A 23,204-nucleotide genomic window follows, 5' to 3' on the forward strand; every position below is an offset into this window, starting at 1 on the left:
TGCCCGGCGGCTTCCAATGAGCACCTGCCCGATCGATACCGCCACAATGCGCGCGGCCTTTGCCGCGCCGCTGGACCCGCAACGCGCCGAGGTGCTGTTGTCGCGCTACGACCAGCACGCGTCGCGTTTGCTGGATGCCCTGGACGCGCTCTACGGCCAGCGTGCCGACTATGCGTCGTGGTTGGCGCAGTGGCTGGGCGAGGTAGGCACTATCGCCCGGCAACGCACGCAAGCCTTGCAAACGCTCGACAGCACCCGGCACGCCGGTTGGTTCGGCGAACAAGACATGCTCGGCTACAGCGCCTACGCAGACCGCTTCGCCGGCACGCTGCAAGGCGTGGCCGAACACGTGCCTTATCTGCAGGAACTGGGCGTGCGCTACCTGCATCTGCTGCCGTTCCTGCGCGCACGCGCTGGCGACAACGATGGCGGCTTTGCTGTCAGCGATTACGGCCAGGTGGAACCCAGCCTGGGGAGCAACGACGACTTGGTCGCGCTCACCACGCGCCTGCGCGACGCCGGCATCAGCCTGTGCGCGGACTTCGTGCTCAATCACACCGCCGACGATCACGCCTGGGCACGGGCGGCTCGCGCCGGCGACGCGCGTTATCTCGACTACTACCATCACTTTGCCGACCGCATCTTGCCCGACCGGTACGAAGTCACGCTGGGGCAAGTGTTTCCGCACACCGCGCCCGGCAACTTCACCTGGGTGGACGATGCCGCTTCATGGATGTGGACCACGTTCTATCCGTATCAGTGGGATTTGAACTGGAGCAACCCGGCGGTCTTCGGCGACATGGCCCTGGCGATGCTGCAGCTGGCCAACCTGGGCGTGGAAGCTTTCCGCCTGGACTCCACGGCTTACTTGTGGAAGCGCCTCGGCACCGATTGCATGAACCAGCCCGAAGCGCACACCCTGCTGGTGGCGCTGCGTGCGGTGACCGATATCGTCGCACCGGCGGTGGTGATGAAGGCCGAAGCCATCGTGCCGATGACGCAACTGCCACCGTACTTCGGTAGCGGCACGGACCAGGGCCACGAATGCCACCTGGCGTATCACAGCACCTTGATGGCGGCCGGCTGGTCGGCACTGGCGCTGCAACGCGGCGACATCCTGCACAACGTGATCGCGCACAGCCCACCGCTGCCGCGCAACTGTGCGTGGCTGAGCTATGTGCGGTGCCATGACGATATTGGCTGGAATGTGCTGCAGCACGAAGCCTCCGGCAATGCCGCGCAACCGCCGTTTTCGCTGCGCGATGTGGCGCGCTTCTATGCAAACGCGGTGCCGGGCAGTTACGCGCGCGGCGAGAGTTTCCAGAGCAGCGGCGACGGCGTGCATGGCACCAATGGCATGGCAGCTGCGTTGGCGGGCATCCAGTCCGCTCAGGAGGCAGGCGATGCTGCTGCTTTGGCCGTTGCAGTGGACCGGCTGGTGCTGCTGTATGCCATTGCGCTTGCCATGCCAGGTGTGCCGCTGATCTACATGGGCGACGAATTGGCCATGGTCAATGACCCCGGCTATCGCGACGATCCGCAGCGCCGGCATGAAGGCCGTTGGCTGCATCGGCCGGCGATGGATTGGCAGCGTGCCGCCCAGCGTCACGATGCCAAGAGCCTGAGTGGCACGGTGTACCGGCGTTTGCGTGGATTGATCCGGCAACGTGCCGCGCTCACCGCGCTGGCGGCAGATCAGGCGCTGGGCAGCATTGCGTTGAATGACTCTCGCGTGTTCGCGTTGACGCGCGGCGACAGCTTTATCGCCTTGCACAACTTCAGCGACCAGTCGCTCGACGTGGAGCTTGCGGCAACCGGCATCGATGGATGGACATTGCTGGCGATCGATGACGCGGTCGATGGCGCAGCCGCGAGCGACGATGGATCGATCGTGCTTCCGGCTTATGGCGTGCGTTGGCTGCAGCGTGGGAACTGAACATGCACTCGATCGGCGTGAGCAGCAGATTGCCGGGCGTTTAATGAGCCGCACCGTCGCTTGAAGCCACTTCGCTGCCCCTTTGCTAGTGCAAGTGCAGCACAGCCCGCGCACCAGCGGAGCGCGGGCTGTGCCGTAAATCCCGACGAAAAAGTGGCTTTTTTAGGGCCCGTCGGTTGCCAAGATCAGCGCTTTGCCATCGCGAGCAGCGTTTGTGCGGTCTTCTCCGACGAGGCCGGGTTCTGACCGGTGACCAGGGTGCCGTCGGTGACCACGTACACGCCCCAGTCGGCGCCCTTTTCGTACTTGCCACCGAGTTCGGTCAGCACGTCCTCGACCAGGAACGGCACGATCTTGGTCAGGCCCACGCCCTCTTCTTCGCTATTGGTGAAGCCGGTGACGCGGCGGCCGTTGACCAGCGGTTTGCCGTCGCTGCCCTTGACCCGACGCAGCGCGCCCGGCGCGTGACAGACAAGGCCATGCGGCTTGTCGGCCTTGGCGAACGCTTCGATCAGCGCGATGGAATCGGCGTCTTCGGCCAGATCCCAGAGCGGGCCGTGGCCACCCGGGTAGAACAGCACATCGAAGTCCTCGGCCTTGATATCGACCAGACGGTGCGTGCTTGCCAGGGCTTTTTGCGCCTCAGGATCCTGCTTGAAGCGCTTGGTCGCCTCGGTTTGTGCGTCGGGCTCGTCGCTCTTGGGGTCCAGGGGCGGCTGGCCGCCCTTGGGCGAGACCAGGGTGATCTGCGCGCCTGCATCCTTGAACACGTAATACGGCGCGGCAAACTCTTCCAGCCAAAACCCGGTCTTCTTGCCGGTGTCGCCGAGCTGGTCGTGGGACGTCAGCACCATCAAAACGTTCATCGTATCGCCTCGTGTCATGGCCCAAACGGGCAAGGCGGCTAGTGTGCGGTTCAGCCCGTTGCAGCCCCGTGTAGAGCGCGTGGTGCCCGCTGCATATGTTCATGAACATAGCGATTGCGTCCAACAAGCGAGTGCGGCTAACAGGCGCCGTCGGTATTCGGGGCGCCGCATGTGTCTTTCACTTGCCGGCTGCTGCGCGCCATCCGCGCTCACCCAACAACGTCTCGCCAGCCTCGCCAGCAACTGTCTGGCGCCGCGATGCGCCGTAACCGCAGCAAACGCCTTGCCTCACACATTCATTGCCGGCGGCTGCAGTTGATCCATGCGGATGCGGTTGGCGAACAACGAGAACGCCAACATACCGGCCAGCCCGCTGATACGGCTCACCCACGGCGGCAGCCAGCGTGGCGCGACCAGTACGCCGCTGTCGAACAACGGCGCAAAGCGCGCCACATCGCCCAATGCCATCTTGCCGGCGAACAGGTAACGGCACAGCTGCAGCTGGTCGCGCTGTAACGAATGGCGGAAGAAGGTGTGCACCGCCACCAAACCGCGCAGATACACGGTGTCCTTGGTGAAGGCACCGCCGCCACTGGTCGGCACGCCGCGGAACACGCGCTGCGCCGATGAAAAACTTTCTGCAGCGCTCTGCCCGCCTGCGGTGAAATAGCGAAATACCTCGATGAAATCCGCACCCGAACGCGCCATCGCAATCGCTTCGATGCGCAGGCTGATGCGCTTCATGCGCTCGATATCGATGCTGCCGGTGATCTGCTCGGCAAACGTGGCCAGGCCTTCCTGCGTTGCGGTCGTGCGCGGGGAAGAAATGCCCAGGCTGGGCAGATGCACCTGCGCGCGCCCGTTGAGCGCCGTCAGCGAATGCACCAGCGCTTCGTGATGGAACAGCTGCGCGCGGTCGTAATCGCTGAACGTGGCACCGGTACGCAAGCGAATGCGATGCGCGCCGGCCGCAGCCTTGGCCAGCAGATCCGGATCGAGCGTGACGGTGATGACGCGCCCTTCGAAAAACCCGTCCAGGTCGTTCTGCAACTGCATGCGCAAGGCGGTGGCCGAGACCGGCACCTGCTCTTCCGGCGCCATCAGTTCGCGATCCAGCTCCTGCGCGATCTGGATGAAATGCTGCGCCGCTTCGCGGGTGCTCGGCCCGTTGCCCGGCATCGGGTCCTCCGGCACGCCGAACAATTGCGCCGAGTAATCGCTCACCGCCGTGGTGCCCAAAGACTCCAGCAACCCTGCGGCAAGACTCCAGCTATGCGCCGAATCGATGAGGTATTCACCCAGCGGATGATGCGGGTCGGCGTGCTTGGCAATGGCGGCCAGCTCGCGCCGGGTATCGGCGAAATCCAGTGCCGGGTACTCGACCTGCGGCAATTTAGGCTGCCCGCGCGCCACGCTGTCGAGAAACGGCTCCTGCAGCGAGCGCGGCCAGCTGGCCAAGGCCAGCAGACGCACACCGCGTACGGCCTTGACCAGGCGCGCATCCAGCGCCGCGTGATGGACGATGTCCGGCGGCCCCTTGCGCGGCGGCATCAGCGCCGCCCGGGGCGATCGACGCTGGCCGGTCGCTTGCCCGAGCCCTTGCCGCGATTGTTCTGCGCAACACGGGTGGCAAGTTTTTCGGCCGCGCTGGCCACTTCCACCCGCAGCTTCATGTAGTTGGCAACGCGCTCCGGGTCGAGCTCGCCTGCATCGATCGCCGCACGCACCGCACAGCCCGGCTCGGCGATATGCGCGCAATCGTTGAAGCGGCACTGCGCCGCCAAGGTCTCCACGTCCGAGAAACCGCCTTCGGCCAGATCCTCTTCACCGGTCGGCTTGAGCTCGCGCATCCCGGGCGTGTCGATCAGGCAGGCGCCGGAAGGCAACGGAATCAACGCACGGTGCGTGGTGGTATGCCGGCCGCGCGAATCGTTCTCGCGCACGGCATTGGTCTTCATCTTCTGCGTGCCGAGCAAGGTATTGGTCAGGGTCGATTTGCCCGCACCGGAGGAACCCACCAGCACCGCCGTGCGGCCGTCGCCCAGCCATGGCCGCAACGCGGCCACGCTGGCCGGATCCTTGGCATTGACCGCGCGCAACGGAATATTCTGCGCCTCCAGCTCTTCCAGCACCGCCAACGCATCCTCGGCGTATTCGGTCTGGTCGGCCTTGGTCAGCACCACCACCGGCTGCGCACCGCCACCGCCGACCAGCAACAGATAGCGTTCGATGCGGCGCGGATTGAAGTCCGCATCCAGCCCGCACACGATGAACACCGTATCGATATTGGCCGCGATCACCTGCTGGTGGTAATGCTCGCCGGCCGCCCCCCGCTTGATCGAGGTGCGCCGCGGCAGCAACGCCACGATGCGCTTGCCCTCCATCAACACCCAATCGCCCACCGCCGCCCGCTCATGGCTGGGAAAGCGCGGCCGCTGCCACTCCGGCAACGACTCGGCCTTCAGGCTGGCCTCCGGCGTATCGGCCACCACATAGCCGGTACGGTGCTGTTCCACCACCCGCGCCGGCAATGCCTGCGGATGCGCGGCGAAGATCGCCTGCCAGGCCGCCTCTTCCGGCGGCCCGGGCCAGGGCCAGCCGATGGATTGGAGGGTGGGGTAGTCGGGGGAAGGCGTGCTCATGGGGCGATTCTAGCTGGCTGGCCGCAGCGGCTTGTGCAAGCGTGTGTTGGCCGGAGGCTGACGCGCCGCTTGACATCGTTGCTGATGCAAGCATGTCCGCTTGTCATATTTCCGATACCATGCCAAGCCTCACGCCTACAACCGGCCCATCGCATGTCCACTGCCCCGCAAAAGCCGCTCGCGATTCGTGAGCGTCTGTCCGAAGTCCGCTACGAAATCCGGGGCGAACTGGCGCTGCGAGCGCGGGAGTTGGAGGCGCAGGGCCGCAAGCTGATCAAGCTCAATATCGGCAACCCGGGTGCATTCGGGTTCCGTGCGCCGGAGCATCTGCAGCGTGCCATCGCCGACGACATGGGCCGCACCGATCCGTACACCCATCAGCAAGGCCTGCCGGAGGCGCGCGAAGCGGTCGCCAAGGCGTACTCGCGGCGCCAACATCCGGACGCGCATCCGGACCGGATCTTCATCGGCAACGGCGTCAGCGAACTGATCGATCTGTCGCTGCGTGCGCTGCTCAATCCCGGCGACGAAGTGCTGGTGCCTTCGCCCGATTACCCGCTGTGGTCGGCGGCGACCATCCTCAACGACGGACGCCCGGTGTATTACCGCTGCGCACCGGAAAACGGCTTCCAGCCGGACCCGGTGGAGATCGAGACGCTGGTGTCCTCGCGCACCCGCGCCATCGTGCTGATCAATCCGAACAACCCCAGCGGCGCCAGTTATTCGCGCGAGCTGCTGGAGCGCATCGTGGCGATCGCCACCAAGCACAACCTGCTGCTGATGGTCGATGAGATCTACGACCAGGTGCTGTACGACGGCGCAGCCTTCGTGCCGGTCGCGCCGCTGGCCGGCACGCACCCGTGCATCACCTTCAGCGGGCTAAGCAAGGTGCATCGCGCGTGCGGCTGGCGCGTGGGCTGGGCGCTGCTCTCTGGCGAGCAGGCGCGCATCAACGACTTGCGCAACGCGATGGACCTGCTCGGCGCCTTGCGCCTGTGCGCCAACGTGCCAGGCCAGTACGCCATTGATGCGGCGGTGAACGGGCCGGACACCATCTCGGCATTGTGCGCACCCGGCGGACGTCTGTATGAAACCCGCCGCGCGGTGATCGAGGCCTGTGCGGCCAGCGAGCATCTGCAGCTGGTGGCACCGGCCGGGGCGCTGTATGCGTTCCCGGCGGTAGTGGGCGCGGCGGCGCGCAACTTCGACGATCACGAATTCGCACTCGATCTGATGAACGAGGAAGGCGTGCTGGTGGTGCCCGGCTCCAGCTTCAACGTGCCGTATCGCCATCATTTCCGCGTGACCTTGATGCCGGAAGCCGGTGTGATGCGCGATGTGTTTGCCCGCATCGACCGTGCGTTGGCACGCCGCGCCGAAGCGGTCACCAAGGTGGTTCCACTCAAGCCACGCAGCGTGGCCTGATGGCCGCGCTTGGCGCGCCGCTGCGCTATCTGGCGCTCGGCGATTCGTACACGATCGGCGAAGGCGTTGCGCCTGCGCAGCGTTGGCCGCTGCAACTGGTCGACGGCTTACGTGCATACGGCTGGAACGTGGCGCCGCCGCAGATCATCGCCACCACCGGCTGGACCACCGACGAATTGCAGGCCGGGATCGACGCGGCTGCACCGCAGGGGCCATTCGCGCTGGTGAGCTTGTTGATCGGCGTCAACAATCAGTACCGCGGGCGTCCGTTAGACGAGTACCGCCAGCAGTTCGACGCCCTGCTGCTGCGTGCAGTTGCATTCGCAGACGGACACCCGGCACGTGTATTCGTGCTGTCGATTCCCGATTGGGGCCTGACCCCGTTTGCGCGCGCGCAAAGTGGCGATGTCGCATTGATCGGTGCGCAGATCGATGCGTTCAATGCAATCGCTGTCGACCGCTGCAGTGCGCATGGCGTGCGCTTTGTCGACATCACGGCCACCAGCCGCGATGGCGGCGATGCGGTGGACATGCTGGTGGACGACGGTTTGCATCCTTCCGGTGCAATGTATGCGCGCTGGACAGCATTGGCGCTACCGGCAGCGCGCGATGCGCTGGGGGCAACTGGCTCGGTGGACACCATCGTCTAAAACGAGGCTGGGCGACACAGACTGCGACGCCGCCAGGTGGCTGCGGCCGGCGCCGGAGACCAGGATCTACCAACCGTACGCTGCAGTTCCTGCATGTAGCCCAGGCCCATCGAATGACTGCGCGCCAGGATCTTGGCAAGACACCACGCCAACGTGGCGTTCTGGGCTTATCGGCGCGATGGCTTTGTGCGCGTGGGTTCGCGCTTGCTTGGGTAGCGCGAAATGTTGCATCCGGTCTGTGCCACTCATCCTTCAAGGCCATGCGGTAGCAACGGGCGACGCGGCCAGGCCTTTCAATGCGCGCACGTCAGATACCAGGCACCGATGCATCCGTGGGCACGCATCGCAAACTGCCAACCCGCCCTACCCCAACCAGCCCGGCAGGCCCTAAGCTAGCGGCGCAGCACGCCTGATTGCCAAGGAACGACATTGCACACCACTGCCACCCAACCGATGAGCCGCGCGCAGGCGTTGACGATTGCACGCGCTTTTTTGCCGGCGCATCCGCTGGGCAACCGCTACGACTACTACTACACGCAAGCCAAGCTGCGCACCGACCCGCTGTATCCGGGCGTGCTGGCCGAGCTGCGCAATACCGCTGCGCCGGTGCTGGACCTGGGCTGCGGGCTCGGCCTGCTGGCCCATGCACTGCACGCCGATGGTCAGGCATTGGCGTATCACGGTGTGGACGTGGATGCGTCCAAGATTCGCCGCGCACAGCACATCGCGCAGCGCGCCAACCTGGGCACTACCAAGTTCGAGGTGGTCGATCTGAGCGTGGCGTGGCCGCAGCATCGGGGCAGCGTCACCATCCTGGATGTGCTGCAGTATCTGCAAGCGGACATGCAGGCCAGTCTGCTGCGCAGCGTGGCGCAGATGCTCACGCCTGGCGCGAAGCTGGTGATTCGCAGCGCACTGGGCGATGCCAGCAGCCGTGGCCGCACCAGCCGTGTTACCGATGTCCTGGCGCACCTGAGCGGCTGGATGCAGCGGATGCCGCGCAGCTATCCCACCCGCGACAGCCTGCAGGAACATCTGGATGCGGCCGGCCTGCGCGCCACGTTTGCGCCGCTGTATGGCAACACGCCGTTCAACAACTGGTTGATCGTGGCCGAGCCACGCTGAGCGCGACAGGCGACGCGCTACACGTGGCGAGCAATCGTGGAGTGGATGTCGAAGGGGCGAAGAACCTGGCATGCATGGACGTGACATGCCGCGCCGCGCCCGCCAGGCGGTGAGCGCAGTCGTTTTGTTCGTCGCGCTTAATCCGGCCGCCGCCCCACCAACCCACGCGCCCGCATCGCCTCCAGCACGCCGCGCAGGATGGTGAGGTTGTGGCCGTGCGCGGCGCCTTCATGCAGCAGCACGATGGCGCCGGGTTGCAGGTCGCGCACGATGCGGGCGATTGTGGTGTCCGGCTCGCAGCGCACGCCGTCGAAGCCACGCGCGCTCCAGGCCACCCGGGTCAGCCCGTGCGCGCGCAGCGGCGAGGCGACGAAGGGGTTGGTCATGCCCACCACCGAGCGGTACAGCCGTGGCGCCTGGCCGGTGATGCAGGCCAGCACGCGCTGCGCCTGGCCGATTTCCTGCGCCATGCGGCGCGGCCCCAGCGCCCAGAACCAGGCCTGCGGATGGGTGTGGCTGTGGTTGCCGATGCCATGCCCCCGCCGCACCATCTCGCGCACCAGCTCGGGACGCTGCTCGGCACGCGCGCCGACCACGAAGAACGTTGCCTTGGCGTCGTACGCATCCAGCAGGTCAAGGATGGCCGGGGTATCGTCGGACGGGCCATCGTCGATGGTCAGCCACACCTGCGGCGCCCGACCGGGCAGCCGCGCCAGTACCGGCGCATACAGCCGCGCGCGTGGCAGGAACACCGGCACCACGAACAGCGCGTGCGACAGCAGCAGCGCAGGCAGCCCCCAGGCCCAGCCCAGATGCCACCACAGCAGGGCCACCGCTACCTGCGAGAGGGCAAACAGGCCCACCCAGCGGTACGGGCGCGAAGGGGTGCGATACAGCGTTTCCGGCGTGGTCATGCCCAATGATGCCATGCGGCGTAGAATGCCCGGTCTCCACGCTGCCACCGAAGTGCTGCCATGTCTCTCGATCCCGCCCTGCGTTCCCGTATCGATACGCTGCTGCAATCCAGCCGCGTGGTGCTCTTCATGAAAGGCCAGCCCGGCATGCCGCAGTGCGGTTTTTCGGCCAAGGCGGTCGGCGTACTGGACGGCCTGGGCATCGACTATGCCCACGTCAACGTGCTGGCCGACCAGGAAATCCGCGAGGGCATCAAGGCCTATGGCGACTGGCCGACCATTCCGCAGCTGTACGTGGACGGCGAGCTGATCGGCGGCAGCGACATCATCGTGCAGATGGCCGACAGCGGCGAGCTGAGCAGCATGCTCGGCCTGCAGGCGCCCGACCGCAGCCCGCCCAAGATCACCATCACCCCCGCCGCGGTCGAGATGCTCAAGGGTGCGCTGGCCGATGCGCCGGATGCCTCGCTGACGCTGGCCATCGATGCCAATTTCCAGCCGAACTTCCAGCTGGCGCCGACCAACCCGAACGCGATTGCGGCTGAATCCAACGGGCTGCGCGTGCAGTTCGACCTGGCCAGCGCGCGTCGTGCCGATGGCATCACCATCGATTGGGTCGACGACATCCGCGGCCGTGGCCTGGCCATCGATAACCCCAATGCGCCCAAGCCGGTGCAGGAGTTGTCGGTGCGCGACGCCGACGACCGGCTCAAGGCCGGCAGCCTGACCCTGGTGGACGTGCGCCCGGCCGACGAGCGCGCGCTGGCCACGGTGGCCGCACCGTTCCGCACGCTGGATGCGCACGAGCTTGCCGCCATCGAACAGTTGCCCAAGGACACCCCGCTGGCGTTCCTGTGCCACCGCGGCGGCCGCAGCCTGCAGGCCGCCGAACATTTCCGTGGCCTGGGCTTCACCAACGTCTACAACGTCACCGGCGGCATCGATGCCTGGTCGGACGAGGTGGACAACGGCGTGGCGAAATACTGAGCAACACATCAGCGGTCGTCGCACGGTCGCGGCTGCCGCTCACCGATCATGCTGCCTGTGTGGACTGCCGCGCCTGCGACAAGCGCGTAACTGCAGCTTGCCCGCAGGCAGCTTAGGCCGGCACACCGCATACCGAAACGGGCGCTCCCTGGAGCGTCCGTTTTTTCATGGATCAACCTGCATAAGGACATCGCTGCAATGCATACCCGCCTGCTCTCTGTCGCCCTGGCTGCGCTGCTGCCGTTGGCTACCCACGCTGCCCAGCCGTCGCGCGCGGTGCTGTTGGTTCAGACCTACGACAACCAGCCGAGCGACGATCCGCTGGAATACATCCCGGTCTGGCTCGGCAAGGACGTCGCCAGGGAATCGACCCTGCCCAAGACGCTGCTGGGCCAGCCGTTACAGGTTTTCAACGCCGGCGCTTCCGCCGGCAACGTGCGGCTTGCGGCACTGATGGTGGACGACAACAGCATGTGCGGCGGCACCGCGAAGCTGCGCCTTAAGGGCAACCCCACGCTACCCGACTCGCCGCTGCTGGCGAACGTGGATGTGAATTCCGGCAAGCGCTTTGCCGGCCGCGCAGCCACTGCCAGCGAACAGGCCGAGCTGTTTGCCCAGGTGAACAGCACCGCGCAGCTGCGCAAGCGCGTCAAGCCGGCAGCCCTGGCGCAGGCGCTGGCCGCGTTCAAGGCCGATCGCGCGCAGGATCTGGCGGCGCTGCAGATCGTCACCGATACGCAGCAACCGCAGCGACGCGTGGCGATCCTGACCTCCAACCATCCCATCGAGACCGGTAACCCGGACAACCCCACCGGCGTGCTCGTCGTCCTTGCGATCTTCGAGCATGACGGCAGCCGTTGGCAGTTCCGCAAGGGTCACGCTGCCAGCGGCTGCGACGATTGCGAAGAACTGCCGCTGCGCACGCATCTGCTGCAGTTCGGCGATGTCGACGGCAACGGCACGCTTGATTTCGTGCTGGCCGAAAGCGGCTACGAAAGTTACGGGTTTTATCTGCTGCTCGGCGAAGGCGCCAGCTGGCGTTCGCAAGCATTGCCGGGCGGCTGCTGATCGGTTTTGACGGCTTGCACGCTGCCTGGTGCGCATGCGCATGGTGGCATCTTCTGCGGTGTTATGCCCACGTCTGCCCGGCGATCGCACGGTGGCTATCCGCGCCGCGCGGCAGACCTCGATCTTCGGGCATGCAGATGGCCGATGCCGGTCTTCAACCGGCAAATCCGCCGTCATCCAGAAACTGCTGCTCTTCTGCCGTGGTTTCACGTCCCCGCACCGCATTGCGGTGCGGGAACCGGCCAAAGCGCGCAATGATGCGCTGATGCTCCAGCGCCCAACGGGTGGTCTCCGCATCGCCCAGTGCAGTGATCAGCTGCACCGCGCGCGCCTGCTCCTCGGCGTCTTCGGCATGCTCGAAGGGCAGGTAGAAAAACAGCCGCAGTTGTGCCGACACCTGCTGATCGAAGCCGCTGGCGAGCGCCTGCTTGGCGTGCCGCAGTGCCAGGCCATCGGTGGCATAGGCATGCGCACTGCCGCGAAATGCATTGCGTGGAAATTGATCCAGCAGGATCAGCAAGGCCAGTGCGTCTTCGGCGCGCGCCATCCACTGCGCGTACTCGCCACGCGCGGCAGCGAAGTGCTGCTCGCTGAAATGCTGGCGAAAGTTGGCGTCGAAGGCGTCGTTGTGCGTGAACCAGCGCGCCGCGCCGGCCAGCTCCCAGAAAGCCAACACCACATCGGCCTGCTTGTTGCGCTCTGTTTTGGCAATCATCGACATATCCCCTGACGAATTCGGCATAGCATGCACGGATACATGTGATGAGCCCGCCGCTCTCGACCTGCAGCACTTGGCAAGCACGCCGCCGACGACTAGGTTGGCGGCTGACGTTTTCGTGTGACCGGGGAAATCCATGCGTTCCATCCTGTTCGCCGCGCTGGGCGCGGCGGTGCTGTGCGGGCCTGCGTCTGCGGCAGCGGCGGCATCGCGCTTCGTGCAAGACCCGTATCCCAGCACCTATCGCGCGCTCGCGTCCGCTCCGGTGCTGATCCAGCACGCCACCGTGCTCACCGGCACCGGCGAGCGGCTGGACGATGCCGACGTGTTGCTGCGCGACGGCAAGGTGGCTGCAGTGGGCAAGGCGCTCGAGGCGCCCGCTGACGTGCGCCGTATCGACGGCACCGGCAAGTGGGTGACGCCCGGCATCATCGATGTGCACTCGCATCTGGGCGTGTATCCCAGCCCAGGCGTCAGCGCGCATAGCGACGGCAACGAGATGACCGCACCGGTGACGCCCAACGTGTGGGCCGAGCATTCGATCTGGCCGCAGGACCCCGGCTTCGGCACTGCGCTGGCCGGCGGCATCACCTCGCTGCAGGTGCTGCCGGGCTCGGCCAATCTGATCGGCGGTCGCGGCGTCACGCTCAAGAACGTCGCCTCCACCACCTACCAGGGCATGAAATTCCCCGGTGCACCATGGGGCCTGAAGATGGCCTGCGGCGAAAACCCCAAACGCGTGTACGGCCAGAAAGGTGGCCCTGGCACGCGCATGGGCAACGTGGCCGGCTACCGCGCCGCGTTCATCGATGCGGCCGAGTATCTGCAGAAGAACACACCGAAAAAGAAAGCCGCCAACAAGCGCCATTGGTGGAGCCGCGGCGGCGACAACGACAGCAGCGGCGATGCCGGCGGCAAGCGCGATCTCAAGCTCGACACGCTGGCCGGTGCCATCAACGGCGATATCCGCGTGCACATCCACTGCTATCGCGCCGATGAAATGGCGACCATGCTGGATCTGTCCAAGGAGTTCGGCTTCCACATCGCCGCCTTCCACCACGGCGTGGAGGCGTACAAGCTGGCCGACCGCCTGGCGCAAGACAACGTCTGCGGCGCGCTGTGGGCCGACTGGTGGGGCTTCAAGATGGAAGCCTTCGACGGCATCCAGGAAAACATCGCACTGGTCGATCGCCCGGCCAACAGCTGCGCCATCGTGCATTCGGATTCGGAAGAAGGCATCCAGCGGCTCAATCAGGAGGCCGCCAAGGTGATCGCCAACGCGCGCCGCAGTGGCATGGAGATTCCGCCGGAGCGCGCCATCCGCTGGCTCACCAGCAATGCTGCCAAGGCACTCGGCATCGAGCAGCAGACCGGCGCACTGGAGCCGGGCAAGATGGGCGATGTGGTGGTCTGGAACGGCAACCCTTTCAGTTCGTATGCGTTGGCCGAACAGGTGTATATCGACGGCGCCCAGGTCTACGACCGGCATAACCGCGCACTGCAGCCGGTGTCGGACTTCATGCTCGGCCAGGAGGTGGCACGATGAGCCGCGCCACCGTTGTGCACCCGCGGTTGCGCGCGATCGCGGCACTGGTGATGGCCGCGCTGGCGTTGCCGGCCTTCGGCCAGCAGGTGCTGATTCGCGGCGCCACCGTGCACACCGCCACCGCGCAAGGCACCCTGCAGCACACCGACGTGCTGGTGCAGGGCGGCGTGATTCGCGCCATCGGCCGCAACCTGGCAGCGCCTGCCGATGGCCGCGTGGTCGAAGCGAACGGCCGGCCACTGACGCCGGCCTTGTTCGGCGGCATTACCGAGATCGGCATCGAAGAGGTTTCTGGCGAAGAGAGCACGGTGGACAGCGGCGTCAAACTGGCCGATCAACCGATGCGCCCGGAATTCGACGTCACCCTGGCCTACAACCCCGACTCGGTGCTGGTGCCGGTGGCGCGCGTGGAGGGCATCGGCTTCACCGCGCTGGGGGCGACCACCAGTGGCGCCTTCATCGCCGGCCAGGGCGGCATCGTGCGGCTGGATGGCAGTCCGGATCCGGTCGGTCCGCATGCCTTGTTTGTTCGCATCGGTGCAGCGGCGTCAGATCTCACCGGCAGCTCGCGCGCGGCGCAGTGGATGTTGCTGGATCAACTGGTCGCCGAGGCACGCGGGCGTATCCCGGCCGATTCGCCGCATGCATTGCTGACCCCGGTTGGACGCGGTGTCCTCGCGCACTATCTGGCCGGCCAGGGTCGCATCGTGGTGCAGGTGGAACGGGCAGCCGACATCCGCCAGCTGTTGCGCTGGGCGCAGCGCGAAAAGGTGCGCATTGCCATTGCCGGCGGCGCCGAAGCCTGGAAGCTCGCGCCGCAACTGGCGCAGGCCAAGGTGCCGGTGTTGGTCGACGCGCTGGCGGATCTGCCATCGACCTTCGACCAGATTGGCGCGACGCTGGAAAATGCTGCACGTCTGCGCGCTGCCGGTGTGGAGGTCAGCTTTACCCAGAACGGCGATGCCTCGCATAACGCGCGCAAGCTGCGCCAGCTGGCCGGCAATGCAGTTGCCAATGGCTTGCCCTGGGAAGCCGGCCTGGCCGGTCTGACCCGCGTGCCCGCAGACATCTTTGGCGTGGGCGATCGCATCGGCAGCATTGCGGTCGGCAAGCAGGCCGACCTGGTGCTGTGGGAAGGCGACCCGCTGGATGTGGCGCATTATGCCGAGCAGGTCTGGCTGGGCGGCCGCGACATGCCGATGCGATCGCGCCAGAGCGAGCTGCGCGACCGCTACCTGCAGCAGGCCGGCCCGCTGCCGCGCGCCTACCTGAAGTAGGCGTGCGCTGGGGTGCTCAAGCGCCACCTGAGCATGTCTTTCATCGTTAGCGTGCCGGCACAGCGGGTACCGGCGCACCGCTTCACCACCTCGTTGCTGTGCACAGGCGATGTACTGTCAGGGAGTCCTGCCGCATCTTGCCGGCCGCCTTCGCTGTCATGATGTTTCCCACTAGGCCTATCGCATGTTTTCGGTTTCGCTCCTGAGAGCGCTTGGCCGCCTTGGCGTCTTGCCACGGCACACGCCGCGTACCCACCTCGCCATTGCCCAACCGTGAGCTCGCTCTTCCACGGTAGCGGCTTGCGTTCGATCGAACGTGCGGTATTGCGCCAGGCACCTGCCAATCTGCAGCGCGGAATGGAAGCAGTGGGCGGGCGCCTGATTCTCACCGCCGATGCGCTGCTGTTTCAGCCGCATGCGTTCAATGTGCAGCGCCAGTCGCTGAGCGTGCCCTTGCGGCAGATCGTGGCGGTCCGGCCCTGCTAGACGCGCCTGCTCGGCCTGCTGCCGATCGCGCCGACGTCGCTGGCGGTGCGGCTGGATGACCAAACGCAATACCGCTTCGTGATCGGCAAGCGCACGCAATGGATGGCGGACATCGTCTCGGCACAGGATGCCTTGCGCTGAGCCGCGCACCGACGCCGGTGCGTCGCAGAGGCAGCTGGCAAGGCGACTGCGTCACCGCCAGGCCGAAAGCGGCCGCAGATCCGTGCCGCATGTCCCGCTCGTGCAGCGCGGTTGCCGGATGCCGTCCACGCCAACCGACAACCGGCAACGGCTCTCAAGGTTTTTGGTAGCCTCTTCGACTGCGGGCGCCAGGCCGGCGCTTTGCGGTTGCCCACTGTGCCGACGCTCGGCGATGCCGCGGTTGGCCAACGACTCCCCACTCGATCGCTGGAATTTCGAACAGTGCGCACAGTCTTTGTCTTCAGCACTCGCCTAGCATCGCGCGCATGCATCGCGACCATGCCTTGCTTCCGAATGCTGGCCAGACTGCTTCGCCATCGTCGGCATCACTTCGTCTGCGTACTGCTGCTGTATGCCGGCGTCAGCGCACCTGCGCTGGCCGACTTCGGGATCAGCCGCAGCGGCGACCGCGTGATCGTCGACACCGGCGCCGAGCTGGTGTTTGCCATCGATGCCCGAAATGGCGACATCGTCTCGATGCGTTATCGCGGCAACGAACTGCAGACCACCGAATCGAAGGGCTCGCACCTCGCGTCGGGGCTAGGCAGTGCCAGCGTGGATGCACGCATCGTTGGCGGGACGATCGTGGTGTCGGCCAAGGCCGGCGACCTGGTCCAGTACTACATCGCACGCAAGGGCCGCAACGCGATCTACATGGCCACCGCTGCGCCAACCTTGCTGCCGGTGGGCGAATTACGCTTCGTCGCCCGCTTGAACGTGTCCAAGTTGCCGAATGCGCAGCAGGAACCCGATTCCAACGTCGGCACAGCGATCGAAGGCAACGATGTCTTCGTGTTGCCGGATGGGCGCACCAGTTCCAAATTCTATTCCGCACGTCGAATGATGGACGACCAGGTGCATGGCATCAGTGGACCTGGCGTCGCGGTATTCATGCTGATGGGCAACCGCGAGCACAGCGCGGGCGGCCCGTTCTTCAAGGACATCGCCACCCAGAAAACCAGCGTGACGCATGAGCTCTATAACTACATGTATTCCGATCACACCCAGACCGAGGCCTTTCGCGGCGGCCTGCACGGGGTGTACGGGCTGCTGTTCACCGATGGGAGCTTGCCGTCGAGTGCGCAGCTGGATACTGCGTTCGTCGATGCCACGCTGGGCTTGAGCGGTGATGTGCCGGCAAGCGGGCGCGGCACCGTGAGCGGGCACGTCGGCGGCGTGCTGCAGGGCCAGCCGGCCGTCATCGGTCTGCGCAACGCGCAGGCGCAGTACTGGGCCACCGCCGACGGCAATGGGGACTACCAGGTGACGGGTGTTCGCCCGGGCAGCTATCGCATGACGCTCTATCAAAACGAACTGGAGGTCGCACAACGCGACATCGAGGTTTCCGCCGGCGCCACTGCGCACGCCGCACTGCAGGCAGTTGCCTTGCCGGGCACGGTGAAGTGGCAGATCGGCATTCCCGATGGCACGCCAGCGGGATTCAGATATGCGGACCTGTTGCCGCGGGCGCACCCTTCCGATGCGCGCATGCACTGGTCGGCGGCGACCTACACCGTGGGATCGAGCAGCCTGAGCAGCTTTCCGGCAGTGCAGTGGCGCGGCATCAACACCCCGAGCCGGATCGACTTCACCCTGCCCGCCAATGAGGTGCGCGGCTATCGCCTGCGTGTCTTCGTGCCGTTGGCACAGGGCGGCGCACGGCCTCAGATCAGCGTGAATGCACGCTGGAACGGCCCGCTGCCTGCTGCGCCCACGCAACCAAAGACACGCGGCATCACGCGCGGCACTGCGCGCGGCAACAATACCCTTTACGAAGTGGACATCCCCGCCTCTGCCTTGCAGGCCGGCAACAACCGCATCGAGATCGGCATTGCCTCCGGCTCCCCCGACAACGGCTACCTCGGCCCGGCAATCGTGTTCGACAGCATTCAGCTGGTGGCGTTATAGCAGCGTCCGAACACATGATCCGCGCAGCGGCCAGGCACGTGCAGCCGGTGCGTGGCGTCGGCATGCAGCGCTCAGCTGTTCCGATGTTCTTCGCACCGGCACCGGCCGTGTAGCGGCACGTTGTTCGCTGCTCCACATCATTGCGCGCCAGCACCTTCGCGACCACATGCCACGCGGGCGCAGTCATCCCTGCGCATTGCTCACCGTGAGCTCATCCGATATGCGACGCCAAAACGACAGGTGCCACACACGGCATGTCGTTGTCATGTGCACAGCGCGCTGCGCAGGCATTGACTAGCGAACGACGCACAGGCGGCGACTTGTCCAACGTCGACACACACCGTGTGCGTGCCGACCGGTACCGCCGACACGCACAACACAGCGGGGACTGCGCTTACTTCGCATCCAAGGTCGCGCTGACCTTGGCCCATCCATTGCCGCGTACCACTTCAAACCCCGCTTCGGCCGCATGCAGATACATGCTGTTGCTGTAGCGGCCATCCTTGGAGCGATTGTTCTGCAGCCAGGTCAGAAACGGCTTGGCATCCACGTTGAGGCTGCCGCTGGTCTTCAGCGTCGGCTGGCCGGCGGTCCCGGTCGGAATGAAGGTGTAGACGTAATAGCCGGCGCCGGAATTGAGGCCTTCCCACAGGTCGAAGGTGCGCCCGCCCGCGGTGATGACCTTGGTCGCAGTCACGGTGCCGATCGGCCAGGAATTGTGGTCGCCCCAGATCATCACTTCCAGCTGCGGATTGCCCTTGGCGGTGTCCCAGCGAAAGAAGATGTCGTAGGCGAAATCACCGGCCAGATTGGTGCCGCCTGCGCTGTAGTTGAATTTGAACGGCAGCGAGCTGATCGAGGAGATCTGCTTGGGGAACAGCGTGTCGGTGGTCGGATTCCAGTTGTAATGCCAGCCGCGCACGATCGCCGGATAGCCATACAAGTTGTAGTCGGCGAAATTGAAGGTGACCGTCAATTCCGGCGTAGTGCCGGTGCCGAACGTGCCCTGGATGATGTTGTTGGGATCGTTGAAATTGTTCACCCATGCATAGTGGTTGCCAAAGATCTTGTACGGGCCGGCGAGCGCCGCCGGGGCGAGTGCGGCCAGACCGAAAGCGAGCGCTGCGGTCCACCAGCGCGCAGCGCGCCGCCGCGTGGTCGGCGCCTGGGCGCACGTCTGGACAAGGGAGCTGGATGGGCAGTTGTGCATAGTGACTCTCCGTATGATTCGGCGCGGCGGCGCTGGTGCAGCGCCGTCGGGACGTGCCGTTTTGGCAGTCGTTGTTGGACCGTAGCAGCGGCGCCGCGCGGGGAGCTATCACGATTCCGGCGGCGCCACCCGGTAATCCCCCCGCCCATTAGCAGACGCCAGAAGTGGAATTTTCTCGCCCCCTTTCCCGAGGAGGTTCCATGAAGAAGTCCCGCTTTACCGACAGCCAGATCATCGCCGTGCTCAAGCAGGCCCAGGCCGGTGCGCCCGTGCCGGAGCTGTGCCGCGAGCACGGCATCAGCTCGGCCACGTTCTACAAGTGGCGCAGCAAGTTCGGCGGCATGGACGTGTCCATGGTCGCGCGCATGAAGGAGCTGGAGGAGGAGAACCGCCGGCTCAAGAAGATGTACGCCGAGGCGCAGCTCAGTACCGACCTGCTGAAGGAAGCGCTCGCAAAAAAATGGTGAGGCCATCTCAGGAGCGTGTGCAGAATTTTGTGTAACCGTGGTTTGGGTTACCGCTGAGGAAGTCGCCCCTCGAACTGGATCGTAAAGCGGTTCAGCGCAGCCTTCCAGTCGCGGATCGGCAGCGTCCATTTCTTGGTGATGTTGCGCAGAGCCAGGTAGAACAGTTTCATCAAGGCTTCGTCGCTGGGGAACGCGCCGCGGTTCTTGGTCAGCTTGCGCAGGCTCATGTTGACCGACTCGATGGCGTTGGTCGTATAGATCACCTTGCGGATCTCCGGTGGGTAGTCGAAGAACGGGATCAGTCGTGACCAATTGCGCCGCCATGACTGGCTGATGGGCGGGTACTGGGCGTCCCACTTGGCCTCGAACTCGGTCAGTGCCTGCTCGGCCTCCTCGACGGTGGCGCAGGCGTAAATGCGCTTGAGATCGGCGGCAACCTCGGCGCGGCGTTTCCACGAGACGTAGTTCAGGCTGTGCCGCACCATGTGCACGATGCACAGCTGCACGGTGGTCTGCGGGAACACCGCCTCGATCGCCTCGGGAAACCCCTTCAGGCCATCGACGCAGGCAATGAAGATGTCCTGCACCCCGCGGTTGCGTAGCTCCGTCACGACTTGCAGCCAAAACTTGGCACCCTCGGCCTGCGCCAGCCATAGGCCCAGCACTTCCTTCTCGCCGCCCATGGTGATGCCGATGGCCAGGTACACCGCCTTGACCCGCACCGCGCCCTCGCGCACTTTGACGTGGATGCAGTCCAGATAGACGATCGGATAGACCGGATCCAGTGGCCGCGCCTGCCACGCCTTGACCTCCTCGACGACCGCATCGGTGACTGAGGAAATCAGACTCGGCGACACCTCGGTGCCGTACATCTCCTCCAGGTGCGACTGGATCTCGCGCACGGTCATGCCGCGCGCGTACAACGACAAGATCTTGTCATCGAAGCCGGCCCAGCGGGTCTGGTGCTTGGGGATCAGCTGTGGCGCGAAGCTGCCGTGGCGATCACGCGGAATCTCGATCGGCAGCTCGCCGAACTCGCCCTTGAGCGTCTTGCGGCTGCGTCCGTTGCGCGTGTTGCCGGCCGCGTTGGCGACCGGCTCATGCTTGTCATGACCGAGGTGTTCGGTCATCTCCGCGTCCAGCGCCCGCTCCACCAACCGCTTGGTCAGCTGCTTGAGCAGGCCGTTCTCGCCGATCAGATCCTCGGGTTTGGTGTAGTTGACCAACAGGCTGCTAAGCAGCTCGTCGGGTACCTCATGTGTGCGTGGGCTCATGGTGTCTCCGGGTTAGGTGGCAGTCTCCTGCCTGTGGCCCGGTTACACAAAATCTAGGACACGCCCCATCTCAGCGACGCGAGATGGCCCAATCGGCGGTCACGAGCGGGCGCACGAACATCCGCCACGCCTGCCAGACCTTCGCGGTGAGCCAGACCTGCTTCCGCTACCAGGCCAAGGCCAGCGAGGAGAACGCCCGGATCGCCGACTGGCTGATCCGCCTGACGACCGCCCATCGCGACTGGGGCTTTGGCCTGTGCTACCTGTACCTGCGCAACGTGAAGGGCTTTGGCTGGAATCACAAGCGGGTCTACCGGATCTACCGCGAGCTGGAGTTGAACCTGCGGATCAAGCCGAGGAAGCGGCTGGTGCGTGAGCGGCCCGAGCCTCTGGCGGTGCCGGAGGCTATCAACCAGGTCTGGTCGATGGACTTCATGCACGACCAGTTGGCCGACGGCCGCAGCTTCCGGCTGTTCAATGTGCTCGACGACTTCAATCGCGAGGGGCTGGGGATCGAGGTCGACCTGTCGCTGCCGTCAGCCCGGGTGATCCGATCGCTGGAGCAGATCATCGAGTGGCGCGGCAAGCCCGCCGTGATCCGCTGCGACAACGGCCCTGAATACATCAGTGGCGCGTTGCTGTCCTGGGCGCAGCGGCATGGCATCCGGGTCGAGCACATCCAGCCGGGCAAGCCACAGCAGAACGCCTACGTTGAACGCTACAACCGCACCATCCGCTACGCTTGGCTCGCCCAAACCCTGTTCGACACCATCGACCAGGTGCAGGACAAAGCCACCCGCTGGCTATGGACGTACAACCACGAGCGTCCGAATATGGCGCTCGGCGGCATCACGCCTGCCATGAAGTTGGCGATGGCCGCTTAGGGAACCTCTGAACAAAGCCCTGGACCGCGAGCAAATTGGGAATTTCGGTTGATCGTGGCGATTTCCAGTACTTGAAATCAAGCACTTGCACGAGATGGCAATTGCCCCGGCTCTCAATCGTAAGCTCGCGAAATAGTTGTTCAGAGCTTCCTTAGCTCCACTTCTGGCGACCGCTAAAAGTGGGGGGATTACCACCCGGCCAAGTGCGATAGCGGGCGCCACCTTGCACTTGCAGCGTGCGCTGGCTGGCACTTAGGCCACACGAGGAGCGCGCAGCGGCAGGTTTCGTGCGAAGACATCCAAGTGCGGGAGCGCTAAATGGTGCACAGCCACATACGCATCGCCCGGCGGCGTACGTGCCGGCGGCGTCGCTTGCGCATGCAATGTTGTCTTTCAACGCAGTGCGGCGTCGCTGCCACGGGTCTGCATCGGTCCGCCTGACATCCGCACGATCGGTGCCCGGAACAAGCTCCACCTCAGGCCTACGCGGCCGGGCCGTTTTGCGATAGCGTTTGCACTACAGACAAACGCAACAGCCGAAAGGGGGCGACGATGCGTATCGGAATCGTGGTGGACAGCGCGTGCGATCTGCCGCAGGACTTCATCCAACATCACAACATCATCGTACTGCCGATCAGCGTGCGTATCGGCGATGCCGTGCTGGCCGATCATCGCGACGAGGAAGCCACGCTGAGCTTCTTGCAGGCGCATGTGGCCGAGCGAGGGCACGAAGCGGAAACCACGCCGTTTTCGGTCAACCAGATCCGCGATCTGTTCCTGCAGCAACTGGTCATCGACTACGACCATGTGTTCTGCCTGACCATCTCCAAACTGCGCAGCCAGATCTTCGACAATGCGATGCAGGCCAGCTTCGCGATCCTCAACGACTACAAGCCGATCCGGCAGGCCGCAGGCCATACCTCGCCATTCGCGCTACGGGTGATCGACACGCTCAACCTGTTCGCCGGCCAGGGCATCACCGCGGTGGAAGCGGTCCGCCTGCGCGACCAGGGCCAGAGCGTGGCGGCCATCCGTACCCGCCTGGAACAGCTGGCCGAGCACACCTATGGCTACATGATTCCACGCGATCTGTATTACCTGCGCGCACGCGCACGCAGCAAGGGCGATCGTAGCGTCGGCCTGATCGGTGCCGCGCTCGGCAGCGCGCTGGACATCAAACCGGTGCTGCGCGCGTACCGCGGCGTCACCGAGCCGGTGGCCAAGCTCAAGGGTTTCGAACCTTCGGCCGAAAAGCTGTTCGGCTTCACAGTGCGCAAGATTCGCGACGGCCTGATGACGCCAACGGTGTGCGTGGGCTACGGCGGCGAGCTGGCCGAGCTGGCCGAGCTGCATGTCCTGCCCGGCTACGCCGCACTGCAAGGCGCCTGCCAGAGCCACGGCGTGGAGCTCCTGGAAAGCGTGATGAGCCTGACCGGCATGGTCAACGTCGGCAAGGGTGCCTTGGCGGTCGGATTTGCTGCCGAGCCACACACGTTTTCGGCCTGAGGCATGGACGAGGGTGCGATGTGCTCGCCGCGGCCCAAGATCCAATACGTTGAGCTTGCGATGCATTCAGCGTCGGACTCGACGCTGGGGTGGTTCGCGCACGTAGTGCATGCG

General features: G+C 65.2%; 17 protein-coding genes and 3 pseudogenes. 13 read left to right on the top strand and 7 right to left on the bottom strand.

Annotated features, from left to right (window positions below):
* Positions 1 to 16 precede the first annotated feature (16 nt).
* Positions 17 to 1,936: an alpha-amylase family glycosyl hydrolase gene (locus ACCQ00_RS17085; RefSeq protein WP_372353992.1), complete on the top strand. Its 1,920-nt coding sequence runs from the start codon at positions 17 to 19 to the stop codon at positions 1,934 to 1,936.
* A 185-nt stretch (positions 1,937 to 2,121) separates the two neighbouring features.
* Here ACCQ00_RS17085 and ACCQ00_RS17090 read toward each other — a convergent pair whose 3' ends face one another.
* From ACCQ00_RS17090 to rsgA, 3 genes are all read right to left on the bottom strand, one after another.
* The gene (locus tag ACCQ00_RS17090; protein ID WP_039572579.1) at positions 2,122 to 2,802 is read right to left on the bottom strand and encodes a type 1 glutamine amidotransferase domain-containing protein; all 681 of its coding nucleotides are present in this window, start codon (positions 2,800 to 2,802) and stop codon (positions 2,122 to 2,124) included.
* A gap of 288 nt (positions 2,803 to 3,090) precedes the next feature.
* Positions 3,091 to 4,353 (bottom strand): flavohemoglobin expression-modulating QEGLA motif protein, encoded by a 1,263-nt coding sequence (locus tag ACCQ00_RS17095; RefSeq protein WP_039572577.1) that lies wholly within the window; start codon positions 4,351 to 4,353, stop codon positions 3,091 to 3,093.
* On the bottom strand, positions 4,353 to 5,444 hold the full coding sequence (gene rsgA, locus ACCQ00_RS17100) for a ribosome small subunit-dependent GTPase A (protein WP_039572575.1): 1,092 nt from the start codon (positions 5,442 to 5,444) through the stop codon (positions 4,353 to 4,355). The genes ACCQ00_RS17095 and rsgA overlap by 1 nt, the downstream gene beginning before the upstream one ends.
* Before the next feature lie 153 nt (positions 5,445 to 5,597).
* Here rsgA and ACCQ00_RS17105 point away from each other — a divergent pair, with 153 nt between their 5' ends.
* From ACCQ00_RS17105 to ACCQ00_RS17115, 3 genes are all read left to right on the top strand, one after another.
* Entirely contained in the window at positions 5,598 to 6,869 is a 1,272-nt protein-coding gene (locus ACCQ00_RS17105; RefSeq protein WP_039572572.1) for a pyridoxal phosphate-dependent aminotransferase, read from the top strand.
* A complete protein-coding gene (locus ACCQ00_RS17110; RefSeq protein WP_039572569.1) occupies positions 6,869 to 7,519 on the top strand; it encodes an SGNH/GDSL hydrolase family protein in 651 nt (216 codons plus the stop codon). Before ACCQ00_RS17105 ends, ACCQ00_RS17110 begins: the two co-directional genes overlap by 1 nt.
* 453 nt (positions 7,520 to 7,972) lie before the next feature.
* On the top strand, positions 7,973 to 8,644 hold the full coding sequence (locus tag ACCQ00_RS17115) for a methyltransferase (protein ID WP_039572566.1): 672 nt from the start codon (positions 7,973 to 7,975) through the stop codon (positions 8,642 to 8,644).
* Between the two features lie 137 nt (positions 8,645 to 8,781).
* On the opposite strand, the gene ACCQ00_RS17120 is transcribed toward ACCQ00_RS17115, so the two are convergent.
* The gene (locus ACCQ00_RS17120; RefSeq protein ID WP_180301650.1) at positions 8,782 to 9,573 is read right to left on the bottom strand and encodes a polysaccharide deacetylase family protein; all 792 of its coding nucleotides are present in this window, start codon (positions 9,571 to 9,573) and stop codon (positions 8,782 to 8,784) included.
* 45 nt (positions 9,574 to 9,618) lie between these two features.
* On the opposite strand from ACCQ00_RS17120, the gene grxD reads away from it, so the two are divergent.
* Positions 9,619 to 10,545, top strand: coding sequence for a Grx4 family monothiol glutaredoxin (grxD, locus tag ACCQ00_RS17125; protein WP_039572563.1), 927 nt, complete (start codon positions 9,619 to 9,621; stop codon positions 10,543 to 10,545).
* Positions 10,546 to 10,743: 198 nt separating this feature from the next.
* The gene (locus tag ACCQ00_RS17130) at positions 10,744 to 11,613 is read left to right on the top strand and encodes a hypothetical protein (RefSeq protein WP_039572560.1); all 870 of its coding nucleotides are present in this window, start codon (positions 10,744 to 10,746) and stop codon (positions 11,611 to 11,613) included.
* A 154-nt stretch (positions 11,614 to 11,767) separates the two neighbouring features.
* Here ACCQ00_RS17130 and ACCQ00_RS17135 read toward each other — a convergent pair whose 3' ends face one another.
* Positions 11,768 to 12,334, bottom strand: a complete 567-nt coding sequence (locus ACCQ00_RS17135; protein ID WP_180301649.1) for a DUF924 family protein — start codon at positions 12,332 to 12,334, stop codon at positions 11,768 to 11,770.
* Between the two features lie 133 nt (positions 12,335 to 12,467).
* Here ACCQ00_RS17135 and ACCQ00_RS17140 point away from each other — a divergent pair, with 133 nt between their 5' ends.
* From ACCQ00_RS17140 to ACCQ00_RS17155, 4 genes and pseudogenes are all read left to right on the top strand, one after another.
* A complete protein-coding gene (locus ACCQ00_RS17140) occupies positions 12,468 to 13,877 on the top strand; it encodes an amidohydrolase (RefSeq protein WP_039584112.1) in 1,410 nt (469 codons plus the stop codon).
* Positions 13,874 to 15,154, top strand: coding sequence for an amidohydrolase family protein (locus ACCQ00_RS17145; protein ID WP_039573727.1), 1,281 nt, complete (start codon positions 13,874 to 13,876; stop codon positions 15,152 to 15,154). The genes ACCQ00_RS17140 and ACCQ00_RS17145 overlap by 4 nt, the downstream gene beginning before the upstream one ends.
* Positions 15,155 to 15,454: 300 nt before the next feature.
* Positions 15,455 to 15,781 (top strand): annotated as a pseudogene (locus ACCQ00_RS17150) (hypothetical protein).
* 354 nt (positions 15,782 to 16,135) lie between these two features.
* On the top strand, positions 16,136 to 17,749 hold the full coding sequence (locus ACCQ00_RS17155) for a rhamnogalacturonan lyase B N-terminal domain-containing protein (RefSeq protein WP_039573734.1): 1,614 nt from the start codon (positions 16,136 to 16,138) through the stop codon (positions 17,747 to 17,749).
* Between the two features lie 394 nt (positions 17,750 to 18,143).
* Here ACCQ00_RS17155 and ACCQ00_RS17160 read toward each other — a convergent pair whose 3' ends face one another.
* Positions 18,144 to 18,959 carry a GH12 family glycosyl hydrolase domain-containing protein gene (locus ACCQ00_RS17160; RefSeq protein WP_039573736.1) on the bottom strand — a complete coding sequence of 272 codons (816 nt, stop codon included), beginning with the start codon at positions 18,957 to 18,959 and terminating at the stop codon, positions 18,144 to 18,146.
* 200 nt (positions 18,960 to 19,159) lie between these two features.
* Here ACCQ00_RS17160 and ACCQ00_RS17165 point away from each other — a divergent pair.
* A pseudogene (locus ACCQ00_RS17165) lies at positions 19,160 to 19,420 on the top strand (transposase); the annotation flags it as partial.
* Between the two features lie 53 nt (positions 19,421 to 19,473).
* On the opposite strand, the gene ACCQ00_RS17170 reads toward ACCQ00_RS17165, so the two are convergent.
* Positions 19,474 to 20,700 carry an IS256-like element ISXax1 family transposase gene (locus ACCQ00_RS17170; protein ID WP_011345585.1) on the bottom strand — a complete coding sequence of 409 codons (1,227 nt, stop codon included), beginning with the start codon at positions 20,698 to 20,700 and terminating at the stop codon, positions 19,474 to 19,476.
* Between the two features lie 65 nt (positions 20,701 to 20,765).
* On the opposite strand from ACCQ00_RS17170, the pseudogene ACCQ00_RS17175 reads away from it, so the two are divergent.
* Both ACCQ00_RS17175 and ACCQ00_RS17180 read left to right on the top strand, forming a co-directional pair.
* A pseudogene (locus tag ACCQ00_RS17175) lies at positions 20,766 to 21,584 on the top strand (IS3 family transposase); the annotation flags it as partial.
* Between the two features lie 552 nt (positions 21,585 to 22,136).
* Positions 22,137 to 23,090, top strand: coding sequence for a DegV family protein (locus ACCQ00_RS17180; RefSeq protein ID WP_039575663.1), 954 nt, complete (start codon positions 22,137 to 22,139; stop codon positions 23,088 to 23,090).
* Positions 23,091 to 23,204: the final 114 nt, after the last annotated feature.

The sequence above is a fragment of the Xanthomonas sp. NCPPB 3761 genome, assembly GCF_041475705.2.
GTDB classification, from domain to species: Bacteria; Pseudomonadota; Gammaproteobacteria; order Xanthomonadales; family Xanthomonadaceae; genus Xanthomonas; species Xanthomonas phaseoli.

What these genes read in the sequence shown, in the direction of transcription:
- ACCQ00_RS17135 (WP_180301649.1), bottom strand. Translation starts at nt 12,334, where the DNA reads ATGTCGATGATTGCCAAAACAGAGCGCAACAAGCAGGCCGATGTGGTG.
- ACCQ00_RS17120 (WP_180301650.1), bottom strand. Translation starts at nt 9,573, where the DNA reads ATGGCATCATTGGGCATGACCACGCCGGAAACGCTGTATCGCACCCCT.
- ACCQ00_RS17155 (WP_039573734.1), top strand. Translation starts at nt 16,136, where the DNA reads ATGCTGGCCAGACTGCTTCGCCATCGTCGGCATCACTTCGTCTGCGTA.
- ACCQ00_RS17160 (WP_039573736.1), bottom strand. Translation starts at nt 18,959, where the DNA reads ATGCACAACTGCCCATCCAGCTCCCTTGTCCAGACGTGCGCCCAGGCG.
- ACCQ00_RS17140 (WP_039584112.1), top strand. Translation starts at nt 12,468, where the DNA reads ATGCGTTCCATCCTGTTCGCCGCGCTGGGCGCGGCGGTGCTGTGCGGG.
- ACCQ00_RS17085 (WP_372353992.1), top strand. Translation starts at nt 17, where the DNA reads ATGAGCACCTGCCCGATCGATACCGCCACAATGCGCGCGGCCTTTGCC.
- grxD (WP_039572563.1), top strand. Translation starts at nt 9,619, where the DNA reads ATGTCTCTCGATCCCGCCCTGCGTTCCCGTATCGATACGCTGCTGCAA.
- ACCQ00_RS17110 (WP_039572569.1), top strand. Translation starts at nt 6,869, where the DNA reads ATGGCCGCGCTTGGCGCGCCGCTGCGCTATCTGGCGCTCGGCGATTCG.
- ACCQ00_RS17095 (WP_039572577.1), bottom strand. Translation starts at nt 4,353, where the DNA reads ATGCCGCCGCGCAAGGGGCCGCCGGACATCGTCCATCACGCGGCGCTG.
- ACCQ00_RS17145 (WP_039573727.1), top strand. Translation starts at nt 13,874, where the DNA reads ATGAGCCGCGCCACCGTTGTGCACCCGCGGTTGCGCGCGATCGCGGCA.
- rsgA (WP_039572575.1), bottom strand. Translation starts at nt 5,444, where the DNA reads ATGAGCACGCCTTCCCCCGACTACCCCACCCTCCAATCCATCGGCTGG.
- ACCQ00_RS17180 (WP_039575663.1), top strand. Translation starts at nt 22,137, where the DNA reads ATGCGTATCGGAATCGTGGTGGACAGCGCGTGCGATCTGCCGCAGGAC.
- ACCQ00_RS17090 (WP_039572579.1), bottom strand. Translation starts at nt 2,802, where the DNA reads ATGAACGTTTTGATGGTGCTGACGTCCCACGACCAGCTCGGCGACACC.
- ACCQ00_RS17105 (WP_039572572.1), top strand. Translation starts at nt 5,598, where the DNA reads ATGTCCACTGCCCCGCAAAAGCCGCTCGCGATTCGTGAGCGTCTGTCC.
- ACCQ00_RS17170 (WP_011345585.1), bottom strand. Translation starts at nt 20,700, where the DNA reads ATGAGCCCACGCACACATGAGGTACCCGACGAGCTGCTTAGCAGCCTG.
- ACCQ00_RS17115 (WP_039572566.1), top strand. Translation starts at nt 7,973, where the DNA reads ATGAGCCGCGCGCAGGCGTTGACGATTGCACGCGCTTTTTTGCCGGCG.
- ACCQ00_RS17130 (WP_039572560.1), top strand. Translation starts at nt 10,744, where the DNA reads ATGCATACCCGCCTGCTCTCTGTCGCCCTGGCTGCGCTGCTGCCGTTG.